Annotated in this window: 15 protein-coding genes; 6 read left to right on the plus strand and 9 right to left on the minus strand. The window is 74.0% G+C overall.

Annotation, left to right across the window (positions count from 1 at the left end; translation table 11 throughout):
* Positions 1-4 precede the first annotated feature (4 nt).
* Together IEX99_RS07430 and IEX99_RS07435 are read right to left on the minus strand one after the other, a co-directional pair.
* The gene (locus IEX99_RS07430; RefSeq protein WP_188899401.1) at positions 5-1,375 is read right to left on the minus strand and encodes an MFS transporter; all 1,371 of its coding nucleotides are present in this window, start codon (positions 1,373-1,375) and stop codon (positions 5-7) included.
* Between the two features lie 27 nt (positions 1,376-1,402).
* Positions 1,403-2,863 (minus strand): MFS transporter, encoded by a 1,461-nt coding sequence (locus tag IEX99_RS07435; protein ID WP_188899402.1) that lies wholly within the window; start codon positions 2,861-2,863, stop codon positions 1,403-1,405.
* A gap of 219 nt (positions 2,864-3,082) precedes the next feature.
* Between IEX99_RS07435 and IEX99_RS07440 the strand changes: the two genes are divergently transcribed.
* Positions 3,083-3,757, plus strand: a complete 675-nt coding sequence (locus IEX99_RS07440) for a helix-turn-helix domain-containing protein (protein WP_188899403.1) — start codon at positions 3,083-3,085, stop codon at positions 3,755-3,757.
* Between the two features lie 110 nt (positions 3,758-3,867).
* Here the strand turns inward: IEX99_RS07440 and IEX99_RS07445 are convergent, their stop codons facing one another.
* Complete coding sequence (locus IEX99_RS07445; RefSeq protein WP_188899404.1) at positions 3,868-4,650, minus strand: enoyl-CoA hydratase/isomerase family protein; 783 nt, start codon at positions 4,648-4,650, stop codon at positions 3,868-3,870.
* A gap of 137 nt (positions 4,651-4,787) precedes the next feature.
* Between IEX99_RS07445 and IEX99_RS07450 the strand changes: the two genes are divergently transcribed.
* The gene (locus IEX99_RS07450) at positions 4,788-5,651 is read left to right on the plus strand and encodes a MaoC/PaaZ C-terminal domain-containing protein (protein ID WP_188899405.1); all 864 of its coding nucleotides are present in this window, start codon (positions 4,788-4,790) and stop codon (positions 5,649-5,651) included.
* Positions 5,652-5,772: 121 nt separating this feature from the next.
* Here IEX99_RS07450 and IEX99_RS07455 read toward each other — a convergent pair whose 3' ends face one another.
* Genes IEX99_RS07455 through IEX99_RS07465 form a run of 3 tightly spaced genes read right to left on the minus strand, consistent with a single transcriptional unit; the run spans position 5,773 to position 7,666 of the window.
* A complete protein-coding gene (locus tag IEX99_RS07455) occupies positions 5,773-6,222 on the minus strand; it encodes a hypothetical protein (protein WP_188899406.1) in 450 nt (149 codons plus the stop codon).
* Positions 6,219-6,566 carry a rod-binding protein gene (locus tag IEX99_RS07460; RefSeq protein WP_188899407.1) on the minus strand — a complete coding sequence of 116 codons (348 nt, stop codon included), beginning with the start codon at positions 6,564-6,566 and terminating at the stop codon, positions 6,219-6,221. Before IEX99_RS07460 ends, IEX99_RS07455 begins: the two co-directional genes overlap by 4 nt.
* Positions 6,563-7,666 (minus strand): flagellar basal body P-ring protein FlgI, encoded by a 1,104-nt coding sequence (locus IEX99_RS07465; RefSeq protein ID WP_188899408.1) that lies wholly within the window; start codon positions 7,664-7,666, stop codon positions 6,563-6,565. The genes IEX99_RS07460 and IEX99_RS07465 overlap by 4 nt, the downstream gene beginning before the upstream one ends.
* Positions 7,667-7,947: 281 nt before the next feature.
* Here IEX99_RS07465 and IEX99_RS07470 point away from each other — a divergent pair, with 281 nt between their 5' ends.
* A complete protein-coding gene (locus tag IEX99_RS07470) occupies positions 7,948-8,427 on the plus strand; it encodes a flagellar assembly protein FliX (RefSeq protein ID WP_188899409.1) in 480 nt (159 codons plus the stop codon).
* 124 nt (positions 8,428-8,551) lie between these two features.
* Positions 8,552-8,971 (plus strand): RNA polymerase-binding protein DksA, encoded by a 420-nt coding sequence (gene dksA, locus IEX99_RS07475; protein WP_188899410.1) that lies wholly within the window; start codon positions 8,552-8,554, stop codon positions 8,969-8,971.
* 51 nt (positions 8,972-9,022) lie between these two features.
* Here the strand turns inward: dksA and IEX99_RS07480 are convergent, their stop codons facing one another.
* Positions 9,023-9,751, minus strand: a complete 729-nt coding sequence (locus tag IEX99_RS07480) for an SOS response-associated peptidase (protein WP_188899411.1) — start codon at positions 9,749-9,751, stop codon at positions 9,023-9,025.
* Between the two features lie 469 nt (positions 9,752-10,220).
* Here IEX99_RS07480 and IEX99_RS07485 point away from each other — a divergent pair, with 469 nt between their 5' ends.
* Together IEX99_RS07485 and IEX99_RS07490 are read left to right on the plus strand one after the other, a co-directional pair.
* Positions 10,221-11,099, plus strand: coding sequence for an FAD binding domain-containing protein (locus IEX99_RS07485; RefSeq protein WP_188899412.1), 879 nt, complete (start codon positions 10,221-10,223; stop codon positions 11,097-11,099).
* A gap of 2 nt (positions 11,100-11,101) precedes the next feature.
* Positions 11,102-11,584: a (2Fe-2S)-binding protein gene (locus tag IEX99_RS07490; RefSeq protein ID WP_188899413.1), complete on the plus strand. Its 483-nt coding sequence runs from the start codon at positions 11,102-11,104 to the stop codon at positions 11,582-11,584.
* Positions 11,585-11,720: 136 nt separating this feature from the next.
* Here the strand turns inward: IEX99_RS07490 and IEX99_RS07495 are convergent, their stop codons facing one another.
* Together IEX99_RS07495 and IEX99_RS07500 are read right to left on the minus strand one after the other, a co-directional pair.
* Positions 11,721-12,797: a sialidase family protein gene (locus IEX99_RS07495; protein ID WP_188899414.1), complete on the minus strand. Its 1,077-nt coding sequence runs from the start codon at positions 12,795-12,797 to the stop codon at positions 11,721-11,723.
* Between the two features lie 124 nt (positions 12,798-12,921).
* A complete protein-coding gene (locus IEX99_RS07500; protein ID WP_188899415.1) occupies positions 12,922-14,226 on the minus strand; it encodes a TRAP transporter large permease in 1,305 nt (434 codons plus the stop codon).
* Positions 14,227-14,236: the final 10 nt, after the last annotated feature.

The raw sequence follows: 14,236 nt of genomic DNA on the forward strand, positions 1-14,236 counted from the left end.
GCCCTCAGCAGGGGGTCTTCGCGCCGCGACGGGCGTAGAGCCACCAGTTCAGCGCGACGTTGATCAGGAAGAAGCCGGCGAGGCCGTAGAAGACGACGTTCGGTCCGCCGAAGGCGCCGAAGGCCCAGCCGAACAGCAGGCCGAAGAGGAACGGCCCGTAGGCGGCGACCGCCGCGGTGAAGCCGATGACGCCGCCCGCCTGGCGCGGCGGGAAGATCATCGGCATCTGCTTGAAGGTGGAGGCGTTGCCGACGCCGGCGAAGAAGAACAGGCCGAGCATCGCCGCCACGAACCAGGGGAAGGCCTCGAGCGACGCGGCCGAGGTGAAGAACGGCACCGCGAGCGCGCAGGCGACCATGCCGAGCCCGGCCCAGTGCGTCACCCGCCCGCCACCGAGCCGGTCGCAGACCGGGCCGGCCGCCACGCGCGCCACCGATCCGACGAGCGGCCCGTAGAACGCGTAGGCGAGCGGGTCCGGCGCGCCCGGCAGGGCGCCGTAGATCTGCTTGATCAGCAGCGGGAAGGTCGCCGCGAGGCCGCTGAAGCAGCCGAAGGTCATGATGTAGAGCGAGGTCATGACCCAGGTGTGGCCGTTGCCGAAGATGTCGAACTGCTCGCGGATGTTGGCCGTGATCGGCACGCTCCGCAGCATGGCCCAGGCGAGCAGCGCGCAGAGCGCGATCAGCGGCACGTAGACCAGCGTCGCGTTCTGCAGCCACACCGTCTTCTGGACGCCGCCGAGCGTCAGCACCTGCGGCGAGCCGGCGAGGCTGCCGAACAGGGCGACGCCGATGATCCAGGGCGTGACGAACTGCACGACGGAGACGCCGAAATTCCCGACCCCCGCCTGGATCGCCAGCGCCGTGCCCTGCAGGCGCTTGGGGAAGAACAGGCTGGTGGAGGGCATGAAGGAGGAGAAGTTCCCGCCGCCGAGCCCGGCCAGGAAGGCGAGGACCATGAGCACCCAGTAGGGCGTCGCGGGGTTCTGCACGGCGACCGCCCAGCCGAGCGCGGGCACCAGCAGCGAGGCGGTGGACCATGTCACCACCGCGCGCGTGCCGTAGATCGGGGTGAGGAAGGTGTGGACCAGGCGCAGCGTTCCGCCGGCGAGGCCCGGCATCGCCGCCAGCCAGAAGAGCTGCCCGGTGGTGAGCTGGAAGCCGATCTGCGGCAGGCGCACCACCAGCGCGCTGACCACGAACCAGACGATGAAGGCCATGGTCAGGCTGGCGGTGGTGATCGCCAGCGTCTTCCAGGCCCGGGCCCTGCCCTCCGCCTCCCAGAAGGCGGGGTCCTCGGGCTCCCAGCGGGAGAGCCAGCTCGCGCTCCGCGGCTTGGCGGGGGCGGCGGCGTCGGGGGCGAGGATGGTGGCCATGACGTGCGTGCCTCTCCGTTGCCCCGTTCACCGCCCGGCGGGATGGAGCGCGGCGTGCTCCGCGCCCTTCCCGTTGCCGCCGCGGGCGGCCGCGCGCCGCGCCGCGCTCGCCGCCTGTTCCGCCGCGTCCGCAGCCTGCTTCGCCGCCGCCGCGGCGGCGATCGCCGCGGCGCGCAGCGCCTCCAGCTCGGGCAGGTCGCGCGGCGCGCCGAGCGCCGGCACCTCGCGCAGCTCCATCCGCCGGATCGCGAAGTGCATCCACGCCAGGCTCACCGCCACGATCGCGAACAGCAGCATGAAGCAGGAGGTCCAGACGCCGATCAGGTCGTTCATCGCGCCGAAGGCGATCGGCAGGACGAAGCCGCCGAGGCCGCCGATCAGCCCGACGATGCCGCCGACGGCGCCGACGCGGTTCGGGTAGTAGACCGGGATGTGCTTGTACACGGCCGCCTTGCCGAGGCTCATGAAGAAGCCGAGCGCGAAGGTCAGCACCGTGAAGGGGATGAAGCCGAGGGCGAGGGTGAACTCGATCGGCCCCTCGATGCCCTGGACCACGTAGCGCGTCGCCGGATAGCTGAGCAGGAAGGTGCAGACGAGGGAGCCGATGAAGGTCCAGTACATCACCTTCCGCGCGCCGTACTTGTCGGACAGCGTGCCGCCGAGGATGCGGAAGATCGAGCCCGGCACCGAATAGGCCGCGCCGAGCAGGCCCGCCGTCACGATGTCGAGGCCGTACACGCCGACGTAGTAGCGCGGCAGCCACAGCGCGAGCGCGACGAAGCCGCCGAAGACGAAGAAGTAGTAGAGGCTGAAGCGCCAGACCTGGAGGTTGGCGAGCGGCGCCATCATCGCCGAGAACGGCTCCGGCTTCGCGCCCCGCGCGCGCCGCGCCGCGAGGTCCGGGTCGTCCTTGGTGACGAGGTAGAACACCACCGCCGTCACCAGCAGCCCGAGCGCCCAGAGCTCCGCCACCGCCTTCCAGCCGAACGCCACCATCACCACCGGCGCGAGGAACTTCGTCACCGCCGCGCCGACGTTGCCCGCCCCGAAGATGCCGAGCGCCGTGCCCTGCTTCTCCTTCGGGAACCACTTCGAGACGTAGGCGATGCCGACGGCGAAGGAGCCGCCGGCGATGCCGACGCCGAGCGCGGCGAGCAGGAAGGTCGGGTAGTCGTAGGCGTAGGTGAGCAGATAGGTGGCGACGGCCGCCGCCACCATCACGCCCGTGTAGACGATCCGGCCGCCGTACTGGTCGGCCCAGATGCCGAGCACCAGGCGGATCAGGCTGCCCGTCAGGATCGGCGTGCCGACCAGGAGGCCGAACTGGGTGTCGTTCAGGTCCAGGTCCGCCTTTATCTGCACGCCGATGATGGAAAAGATCGTCCAGACGGCGAAGCAGACGGTGAAGGCCACCGTGCTCGCCCACAGGGCGCGGGACCGGTCGCCGTCCGCCGGCACCGCCGCTCCGCTTCCAGCCGTCGCGTCCATCGTCCCCCTCCGGGCTTCTCGAGGCACGCGACTTCTCCCCCTCACGACCGGCCGATCGGTTGATTCACATCAACATTGGCGTGGGGGTCGCGAGGAAAATCCGACGCAAGCCGAGCCAACGCAAGGCTGACCCCGATCGAAGCCGCGTTTTTTCTTGATTCAAATCAAAGGAAAATGCCTATCCTGCATGCGATACGACGCCCGAAGACGGAGGGTGCCGTGCCGACCACCAGCCGAACCCCGAATCTCGAGCTGCTGCGCCGCAGCCCCTTCTTCGCCACCGCCGGCGAGGCGGCGATGGCGCGGCTCCTGCGGCCGAGCTTCACCCAGCAGTTGCCGCGCGGCGCCATCCTGTTCGACCAGAACGAGCTGCCGGACTTCGTGCACCTGCTGCTCGCCGGCAGCGTCGGCCTCAAGGCCGAGGCGGAGGGCGGCACGGCCACCTGTGTCGAGATCTTCGGCCCCGGCGAGCTGTTCCTCGTCCCGGCCGCGGTGCTGAGCCTGCCCTACCTCGCCTCCGGCCTGGCGCTGACCGATGTCCGCGTGCTGATGATCCCGGCCGAGACCTTCCGCGAGGGTATCGCGCAGGACCCCGCGCTGGCCCGGGCGACGATCGAGCTGCTGTCGCGCCACTGGCGCCTGATGGTGGACCAGGTGGTGGACCTGAAGCTCCGCCCGGCGGAGCGGCGGGTGGCTCGCTTCCTCGCGCGCCGCGTGCCGGAGGCGGCCGGCGCCGGCGCGGCCGAGCTGCCCGAGCCGCGCGCGGCGATCGCCGCCCGGCTCGGGATGACGCCGGAGACGCTCTCCCGCGCCCTCGCGGCGCTGGAGCAGCAGGGGCTGATCCGGCTCTCCGCCCGGCGGGCCGACGTGGTGGACCGGGCCCGGCTGGCGTGAGCCGGGGCGGCGCCCGGCGCCGCCTTCGCCGGGCCGCGTCCGCCGCAACGGCCCTGGCCCGTCGGCCGCGGGCGTTCCCCGCTCCCGGCCGCCAGTCCCGGCGATCGGCGCTAGCGCCCCTTGAACACCGGCGGGCGCTTCTCGAGAAAGGCGCGCATCGCTTCCTTCGAGTCCTCGTACTTGCCGAGTTCGGCGGTCATCTCCTGCTCGAAGCGGTAGCCGTCGCGCAGGCTCGACCACTCGATCGCGTTCAGCCCGTGCTTGGCGAGCCGCGTGGCGACCGGGCTCTTGGAGGCGACCTGGCGCGCCAGGTCCATCGCCACCTCCATCAGCCGATCCTGCGGCACGCAGGCCTCGACCACGCCGAGGCGGTAGAGCTCCGGCCCCGGCACCCGGTAGCCCGTCAGCATCATCCGCCGCGTCAGGGAGTGGCCGAACAGCCGCATCGCATGGCGCCCGCCGCCGAGCAGGCCGACATCCACCTCCGGCAGGCCGAGCACCGCGTTCTCCGAGCAGACCAGGATGTCGCAGGAGGCGGCGAGGGCGAGGCCGGCGCCGAGCGCCGGACCGTTGATCGCCGCCACGACCGGCTTCCGGCACTCGTAGACGGAGTGGTAGCACTCGCGCGCGCGGCGCAGGTGCTGCAGCCCGTCGCCGGGCCGGCGCTCGGCCGCCATGGCGACGCGCGCCTTGATGTCGGCGCCGGCGGAGAAGACGCGGCCCGCGCCGGTCAGCACCGCGCAGCGCACCTCGTCCATCTCCGACAGGCGGTCGAAGGCGAGCGCGACCTCCTCGTTGAATCGGCGGTCCTGCGCGTTGACCGGCGGGTTGTCCATCGTCACCACCGCGACGTGGTCCTCGATGGCGACGCGGATCACCTTCAGGTCGTCCATGGTCATCTCCCCGGATGCGATGCGGTGCGGGCGGGAGGCTGGGCGCGGGGTCGGGCGCGGTCAAGCGCGGGCGGGGGCTCGACGCGACGGCGCGGCCGGACGAAGCTCGCCCCGTCCGACAGCCACGGAGGATGTCCATGATCGATCCGCAACGCCTGCTCGACTGGCGCTTCGAGGAGACCGTCCAGGCCTACAACGAGCGCGACACTACCATCTACAACCTCGGCATCGGCCTCGGCGCCGACCCGATGGACGCGGGCCAGCTCCGCTTCGTCACCATCGAGAAGGACCTGCTCGCCTTCCCGACCATGGCCGTGGTGCTGGCGCGCCCGCCCTCGATCTCGGCCGATCCGCGCAGCGGGATCAACCGCACCATGGTCGTGCACGGCGAGCAGGGGCTGGAGCTGCTGCGCCCCCTCGCCCCGGCGGGGCGGGTGCGCAGCGCGGCGCGGGTCAGCGCCGTGGTGGACAAGGGGCCGGGCAAGGGCGCGGTCATCTACGTCGAGAGCACGCTGAGCGACGACGCGTCTGGCGCGCCGATCGCCCGCCTCTGGAGCAGCACCTTCGCCCGCGCCGACGGCGGCTTCGGCGGCAGTTCGGAGGCGCCGCGCACGCCGCACCGCATCCCGGAGGGCCGCGCCCCCGACGCGGTCTGCGACCTCCCCACCTTTCCCAACCAGGCGCTGCTCTACCGCCTGAACGGCGACCTCAACCCGCTGCACTCCGACCCCGCCACGGCGCGCCGCGCCGGGTTCGAGCGGCCGATCCTGCACGGCCTCTGCACCTACGGCGTCTGCGCCCACGCCGTGCTGCGCAGCTACTGCGGCTACGATCCGGCGCGGCTGCGCGGCTTCGACCTCCGTTTCTCGGCCCCCGTCATCCCCGGCGAGACCATCTCGGTCGAGATGTGGCGCGAGGGGGAGGTGGTGTCCTTCCGCGCCTTGGTCCGCGCGCGCAACGCCAAGGTGGTGGACAACGGCCGCGCCGTCGTCGCCTCCTAGGGCCGATCGCGGACGGCGGAAAGCGGCCGGGAGCGAGAGTCGCCCGCAGCCGCCGGGCGGGGCCGTTGTGGCGGGCGCGGCCCGGCGAGGACGGGGCTGGCGTCCGCCACCCCGCCGGCCGCTACGCCCGCGCCGAGAGCGCGAGCGGCGGGATCCCCTGGCCGGGCGAGGGGCGGCGCGGCGTCCCCCGCGCCTCGTAGCGGCCTGGCCCGGCGGCACGCGGGATCGCCACGCCCGCGATGGTCTCGATCACCCGCGACTGGAGCGTGATGGCACGCTCCAGCAGACGCCGGTTCTCCGCGCCCAGCGCCTGGAGCAGGGCGGCGAGCTGCTCGGCGGCCCGACGATCCTCCGCCGGCGGGATCGCGGCGACCGTGGCGTTGCGCCCCGCCGACGCCTCGCCATCCTGCTTCGCGGCGGCCGACTGCGCCGCCGCAAAGGCGTTGCACGCCTCCACCTTCGCCGCCGCCAGCGCGGCGGCGCGGCCGAGATCGAGCGCCGCCAGCGCCTCGTTCTCCGCCCGCAGCGCCTCGGCGAGTCGCCGCCCCGCCAGCATCAGGCCTTCCGTCACGTGCCTCCTCCCTCCCGCACGCGCGGCGGCGTCCCTGCCGCCGCGCCATCCTCCTGGGCGCGCAGCAGCGCGCGCTGCACCATCCCGGCGATGCCGAGGCCGCCCGCCCGCGCGATCGCCGCGGCATAGGCGTCGACCAGCATCGGCCGCCACTGCGCCTCGCCGGCGCCGCCGCCGAAGGGGCTGCGCGCGGCGTCCACGGTCGCGAAGATCGGCTGCAGCAAGGCCCCGAGCGCCTGGGCCTCGAACGCGCGGGCGGCGCGGCGCAGCGCCTCTTCCGTCGCCGGCGGTCGCGCCTGAGGCGGGGCGGCGCCGGGCGGGGCGCTCCGCGGCACTGGCGTCATCGCAGCTCGAGCTCCGCCTGCAGCGCGCCTGCCGCCTTGATCGCCTGGAGGATGGTGATCAGGTCGCGTGGCCCGACGCCGAGGCTGTTCAGGCCGCGCACCAGCTCCTGCAGGGTGACGCCGCCGCGCAGCACCCCCATCCGCCGCTCGCCCTGGTCGTCCACCTCGATCTGGGTGCGCGGCACCACCACGGTCTCGCCGCGCGCGAACGGGAGGGGCTGCGCGACCTCCGGCGTCTCGGTGATGCGGATCGTCAGGTTGCCCTGAGCGATCGCGACGGTGCTGACCCGCACGTCCGCGCCCATCACGATGGTGCCCGAGGCCTCGTCGATCACCACCCGCGCCGGCTGGTCCGGCGTCACCCGAAGCTGCTCGATCTGCGCCAGGAATGACGCCGGGTCGCGCCCGCCGAGCGCCAGCGCCACCGTGCGCGGATCGGTCGCGTTCGCCACCGGTCCGCCGGCGGCGCGGTTGATCGCCGCGGCGATGCGGCGGGCGGTGGTGAAGTCCGGATTGCGCAGGGCGAGGCGCAGCGCCTCGCGCCCGGCGAGGCGGTAAGGCACCTCGCGCTCGACGATCCCGCCGTTGGCGATGCGCCCGGCGGTCGGCACGCCGCGCGTGACCGAGGCGGCGATGCCGCGTGCCGCGATCGCCCCGGTCGCGACCGTGCCCTGCGCCACCGCATAGACCTCTCCGTCGGCGCCGAGCAGCGGCGTGACGAGAAGCGTCCCGCCGGTGAGGTTGGTCGCGTCCCCGAGCGCCGAGACGGCGACGTCGATCCGGCTGCCCGGCCGGGCGAAGGCGGGCAGGTTCGCGGTGACCATCACCGCCGCGACGTTCTTCGTCTCGAGCCGCGCCTCGTGGTCGCGCGTGTTAACGCCGAGCCGCTCCAGCATCCCGATCAGCGTCTGGCGGGTGAAGATCGCGGTGCGCAGGCGGTCGCCGGTGCCGTTCAGGCCGACCACCAGGCCGTAGCCGACGAGCTGGTTGTCGCGCACCCCCTCGACGTCGGCGATGTCCTTGATCCGCACCTCGACCGCCTCCGCCGGGCCGGCCAGGCCGAGGGCCGCGGCCAGGACGGTGGCCAACAGGCGGCGCACCGGGGCGCGCCTCGCCCCGCCGCGGCGTCTCGTCTTCGTCCTTGCGCAAGCAATTGTCGCCACACTGCCCTCCTCCTGCCGCCAGCGCTTTCGCCCGGCGCCGCGGCGCCGGGCGGCACGGGGGCGAAGCGGCGGCGGCAGCCGGGGGACCCGGTGCAACGCGCATGCCACCGATACGCCCGGGCGCGCCGGGAAGACCCTGCCGGGGCCGGCAAGGCCTGCCCGCCAGACCGGCAGGAAGGCACGGATGGAGGAGGAGGAGCATGGATACGGCGGGGCGCATGCGCGGAGCCGGTGCGCCGATCGCAGCGGGCGGCACGGCGCCGCAGCGGGCCATCCTGCCGGGACGCGGCCGCGCCCCGGGCGGTGCGGCGTTCCGGCCGGCCCTCGGCGACGCCGGGTCCGCCCGGCGCCCGGCGGCGCCTGCCGCGGCGGCCGGGATCGGCGGGCCGGCCGCCCTGCTGGCGTTGCAGGAGGTGGGCGCGGCCGTCGCGCCGGTGGCCTCCGCCGACATCGCGGCGGAGCGCGACCGCCGGGCGCGCCGCCGCGGCGCCGAACTGCTCGGGGCCCTGCGCGCCCTCCAGCTCGCCCTGCTCGAGGCGGCGGCGGCCGATGCCGCTCGCCTGGCCGAGCTCGCTGCCCTTGCCGGGGCCGAGGAGGCGGCCGACCCCGTGCTACGGGAGGCGATCGCGGCGATCGTCCTGCGCGCCCGGGTGGAACTCGCCCGCCGTCCCCTCCGGCCGGTCGCGCCGTGCGGCTGAAAAGCGCGCGCGATCAACCGTTTGCTTCCGGATCCCCCTTGGCGGCTTCTGTGCGCTGACTGTATGGTCCGCGCGCCTTCGGAACCGGTCCGTCACGGTGTCGCCGGGGGCGGGGGATCGTCGAATGATCGTTGTCACGCTGCCACCGGACTACCGACCGAGTGAAGACGAAGAGTTCATGAACCCGCGCCAGCTCGAGTATTTTCGGCAGAAGCTGCTCCGCTGGCGCCAGGATCTTCTTCGCGAGGCGGGCTACACCCTCGCCAGTCTTTCCGAGGGCGGGATCGCCGAGCCCGACCTCACCGACCGGGCCAGCGTCGAGACCGACCGCGCCCTGGAACTCCGCACCCGAGACCGCGCGCGCAAGCTGATCGCCAAGATCGACCAGGCGCTGGAGCGGATCGAGAACGGCACCTACGGCTACTGCGAGGAGACCGGCGAGCCGATCGGCCTCAGGCGCCTGGAGGCGCGGCCGATCGCCACCCTCTCGATCGAGGCGCAGGAGCGCCACGAGCGCATGGAGCGCATCCACCGCGACGATTGAGCGCGGCACGGCCCGCGCCGCGCCGGCCCGGGGCGGGATGTCGCCGCCCGGTCACGCCAGGCCGGGCGGCGGGTCGTCCAGCCCGGGCGGCGGGCGGGCGCCCGGATCGCGCGCGAGGAGGCCCGCGTCGTTCTCGGCCACCCGGTTGACGCGGGTCGAGACCGGCCAGGCGGCGAGCCACGCCTCGGGGCAGGGCCGCAGCAGGGCGCGCAGCGCCGCCTCGTCCTCGGACGCGTCCTCGCCCAGCCAGAGCGGCCAGGCCTCGCGCGGCAGGATCGCCGGCATGCGCGGGTGCAGCGCGGCGAGCTTGGCGTTGGCCTCCGTCGTCACGATGGCGAAGCTGCGCAGGATCGCGCCGTCCGGCGCGCGCCAGCCCTCCCACAGCCCGGCGAGCGCCATCGGCTCGCCGCTGGCGAGCGCGATCGCGTAGGGCTGCTTCGGCGCGGCGCCGCCCGCCGGCCACTCGTAGAACCCGTCCGCCGGCACGAGGCAGCGGCGCTTGCGGAAGGCGTCGCGGAAGGCCGGCCGCTCGGCGAGCGACTCGGCGCGGGCGTTGATCATCCGCGCGCCGACGGAGGCGTCCTTCGCCCAGCGGGGGACCAGGCCCCAGCGCAGCGCGTCGAGGTGGCGCGCGCCCGATTCCGGGTGCCGCCGCACCACCAGCCCGTCCTGCGTCGGAGCGAGGTTCCAGGTGGCGGGGAAGTTGGGCAGCGGGCTGACCGTCTCGAAATGCGCCGCGATCGCTGCCGGCCCGCGCGGGAGGAAGTAGCGCCCGCACATTGGTCCCTCCGGCCTCCCTGGATGGTGGTCCGCCGCCGGCGCTGCGGCGACCGCCCATATGGTGGCCGGGGCCGCGGGCATCACGGGCCTGCCCGGACGGCGCCCGGTGTCGCGCAGCGGCCGCGGGCGGGATTCGGACGGCAGCGGACGCCGGCCGCGGGGATGCGACGTGCCCGCGCCCGATCGGCGGGGGACGAGGGAGCGGGAAGACGCCGCGCGCCGGGCGGTCGTCGCCGTCGCGACCCGACGCGCGTCGTCGTCGCGCCAGCGACGGAGCGGTCGCCGCGGCGCGACCGGACGACGGTGCCGGTGCGCGCCCGGCGATCGCCCGCTCCGGTCAGGTCCGCGGCCGGGCGCCACTCCGAACTGTCGCCCCGCCACCGATCGCCCTATGGTGCATGCGGAGCCGAAAGGGACCCTCCGAGCCAAGGGCCGGCACCTGGGACTGGAAACGACAACGGGAACAGGCATGAACGACGTTCGATACCTTGCGCCGCGAACGCTCGACGAGGCGGTCCGCGCCTTGGCCGCTGCCGACGGCGCCGGCCGCGTCCTCGCCGGCGGGACCGACCTGCTGGTGCAGATGCGCGCCGGCGCGGTGAGCCCCGGCGTCATCGTCGACGTGAAGAAGATCGCCGAGATGACGACGATCGAGGAGACCGCGGACGGCGGCTTCCGGATCGGCGCCGCGGTCTCCGGCGCGGAGATCGGCGATCACCCGAGGCTCGGCCAGGTCTGGCCGGGCGTGGTGGAGGCGATCAACCTGATCGGCTCGACCCAGATCCAGGGCCGCGCCTCGCCGGGCGGCAACCTCTGCAACGCCTCGCCGGCCGCCGACAGCGTGCCGGCGCTGGTCGCCGCCGGCGCCACGGTCACGGTGCAGGGTCCGGACGGCCGGCGCGAGGTGCCGGTGGAGAAGATCCAGGCCGGTCCCGGCCGCACCACGCTGGGGCGCGGCGAGATCGTGGTGAGCTTCACCCTGCCGCCGCGGCCGCCCGGGTCCGGCGACGCCTATCTGCGGCTGATCCCGCGCACCGAGATGGACATCGCGGTGGTCGGCTGCGGCGTCAGCCTGACCATGCAGGGCGGTACCTGCACCGCGGCCCGCGTCGGCCTCGGCGCGGTCGCGCCGACCGTGCTGCTGGTCGAGGACGCGGCGAAGGCGCTGATCGGCTCGCGGCTCGAGGACGAGGCGCTGGAGGCCGCCGCCGCCGCCTGCCGCGCCGCCTGCAGGCCGATCAACGACAAGCGCGGCACCATCGAGTACCGTACCAGGATCGCCGGCGTCCTGCTCAAGCGAGTCGCCGCCATCGCCGCCGAGCGCGCGGCTGCCGGGGGGAAGCACTGATCATGCCCAAGCTGCACGTCACCACCACCATCAACGGGGAGCCGGTCGAGTTCCTGTGCGATCCGACGCAGAGCATGCTCGAGGTGCTGCGCGACGAGCTCGGCCTGACCGGCAGCAAGGAGGGCTGCGCCTCGGGCGATTGCGGTGCCTGCACCATCACGGTCGACGACCGCCTGGTCTGCTCCTGCCTGATGCTGGCCGCCGAGGCCGAAGGCCGCCGCATCGGCACCATCGAGGGCATGGCCGAGGGCGAGCGCCTGCACCCGCTGCAGAGGAAGTTCGTGGAGATGGCGGCGCTGCAGTGCGGGATCTGCACGCCGGGCTTCCTGGTCGCCGCCAAGGCCCTGCTCGACCGGAATCCGGACCCGACGGAGACCGAGGTGCGCTACTGGCTGGCTGGCAACCTCTGCCGCTGCACGGGCTACGACAAGATCGTCCGCGCCGTGCTGGAGACGGCCGCCGAGATGCGGGCGGCCGCGCGCTGACTGCGCGCCGCCCCCCGGCGGATCGGCGGGCGCCCCGGAACCGGGACACCGCCGGCCCCGGGCGGGCGCGACGCCCTCCGGCCGCGGCCGCCGCGCGGCCGCCCCGGGGGGCCGGCCCGGCGGCGCCGAGCGCCGCTCAGTTCATCGCCAGCGCCATCACCGCGCTGCAGCCGGCCGGCAGCGGCACCTCCTGCCAGGTCGCGCCCCCATCGAGGGTGCAGAACACTTGGCCCTTGCGCGCCGCGGCGTAGACCACGCGCGGATCGCGCGGCGACGGCACCGCCGCCATCATGGTGCTGCGCGCCCTGGTGGGCGTGTCGAATCTCTCCCAGGTCGCGCCGAGGTCCGGGCTGCGCCAGACCGTGCCGGTGTCGCCGGCGGCGGAGGTCGAGAGCGTGGCGTAGAGCGTCTTCGGGTCGTGCGGGCTGACGCGGATGTCCCGCCCGTAGAAGATCGGGCTGCGCTTGCGCATCTCCAGGTCCTGCCAGTGCGCGCCGTGGTCGTCGCTGCGGAACAGGCCCATCCGCAAGGCGACGAAGGGCGTCTCCGGCGCCGCGGCGCTGATCGCGACGGCGTGCACGTCCAGCATGCCCTCCGCCGTGTCCTGGGTCAGGATGGCGCTCTTCAGGTGCGGCTGCTCGGCGAGCTCCACGAGGTGGGCGCTGCAGTCCTGCCAGGTCTCGCCGCCGTCCGTGCTGCGGATCACGCCGCGGACCTCGAGCGCGGCGAACATCTCCTCGGGCCGCGAGGGATTGAACGCGAAACGCATCACCCGGTTGCGGAACCTGCCCATCTCCATGTGGTCGGGCAGCGCGGCGCTTGGCGCGCTCCGCCAGGTGCCGCCGCCGTCCTCGCTGATGAAGACGCCGAGCGGCGAGGTGCCGACGTAGAGCTTGCGCGGGTCGCGCGGATGCACAGCGATCGCCCAGACCTGCAGGTCGCGGCGCGGGAAGTCCAGGCGCCGCCAGCTCGCGCCGCCGTCGGTGCTGACGTAGGGGCCCTCCTGCGTGCCGGCGTAGATGCGGTCGGGGTCGTGCGGGTCCGCGGTCAGGCCGGGCACATGGCATTCCGCGGGGAGGCCGCGCGTCACCTGCTCCCACTCGCGCTCGCCGACCGCCAGGCGGAAGATGCCGCCGAGTGTGCCGGGCGGCGAGGACATGTCGGCCCCTCCCGGCCAGCGGACGACGCCGGCGAACACGTGTCCCTGGGCCATGTCCGTTCCTCCTCATGGTCCGATCGGCGGCAACCCTAGGCTCCGCCGGCGCGGGACGGCAAGAGGAGCGCCGCGCGCGGGCAAGCCGCGGGCGGGCGGCCCGGCCGCGCCGGCCGTCCCCGCGCTACCGCGCGAACACCGCGGCGGGCAGGTAGGTCGCGAGCCCGGGGAACGCGACCAGCAGCACCACCGACAGGACCATCAGCAGGAAGAAGGGGAACGCCGCGCGCGAGACGACGGCCAGGTTCCTGCCCGTCATCCCCTGCAGCACGAACAGGTTCAGCCCGACCGGCGGCGTGATCAGCGACATCTCGACGACGACGACCAGGTAGACGCCGAACCACAGCGGGTCGATGCCGGCCTGCTTCACCGCGGCCAGCAGGAGCGAGGTCGCCAGCACCACGATCGAGATGCCGTCCAGGAAGCACCCCATCACGATGAAGATCAGCGTCAGCACCGCGATCAGCTCGGTGCGCGACAGCCCGAGCGAGAGCACGGACCCGGCGACCCAGGCCGAGAGGCCGGCGTAGTCGATCGCCACCGACAGGAAGGCCGACGCCGCGAGCAGGAAGCAGATCATGCAGGACGCGCAGGTCGCGCCGATGACGCTCTCGTAGAAGCTGCGCCAGGTGAGCGACCCGCTCATCGCCGCGATCGCCAGCGCGCCGACGACGCCGAGCGCCGCCGCCTCGGTCGCCGTGGCCAGCCCGCCGTAGATCGAGCCGAGCACGGCGGCCATCAGCAGCAGGACCGGGATGAGGTGCCGCGCCTGCCGGAGCCGCTCGCGCAGCGGCAGCGGGGCGTCGGTGAACGGTGCCTTGCTCGGGTCGGCCAGGGCCCGCGCGGCGACGTAGAGCATGAACAGCCCGACCACCATCAGCCCGGGCACGACGCCGGCCGCGAACAGGCGGACGATGGAGACGTCGGCCGCGACGCCGTAGACGATCATGATGATCGAGGGCGGGATCAGGATGCCGAGCGTGCCCGATCCGGCCAGGGTTCCGATCGCGAGGGACTCGTCGTAGCGCCGCCGCTCCAGCTCCGGCAGCGCGATCTTCCCGACCGTCACCGTGGTGGCGACGGAGGAGCCGGAGACGGCGGCGAAGATGCCGCAGCCGAGGATGTTGACGTGCAGCAGGCGCCCCGGCAGGCGGGTGAGCCAGGGCGAGAGGCCCTGGAACATCTGCTCCGACAGCCGCGTGCGGAACAGGATCTCGCCCATCCAGATGAACAGCGGCAGGGCGATGAGGGTCCAGCTCGTGCTGCCGCCCCACACGGTCGCGCCGAGCACCGTGCCGGGCGGGGCCGCCCCGGAGAGCTCGAGGGCGAGCACGCCGAGGGCGACCAGCGCGACCGCGACCCACAGTCCCGCCCCGAGCAGGACGAACATCAGGATCAGCAGCACCGTGGCCAGCGCGACCGGTTCCATGCGGCGTCCC

Origin of the sequence: Caldovatus sediminis, assembly GCF_014644455.1 — a bacterium.
In the GTDB taxonomy this organism is placed as follows: domain Bacteria; phylum Pseudomonadota; class Alphaproteobacteria; order Acetobacterales; family Acetobacteraceae; genus Caldovatus; species Caldovatus sediminis.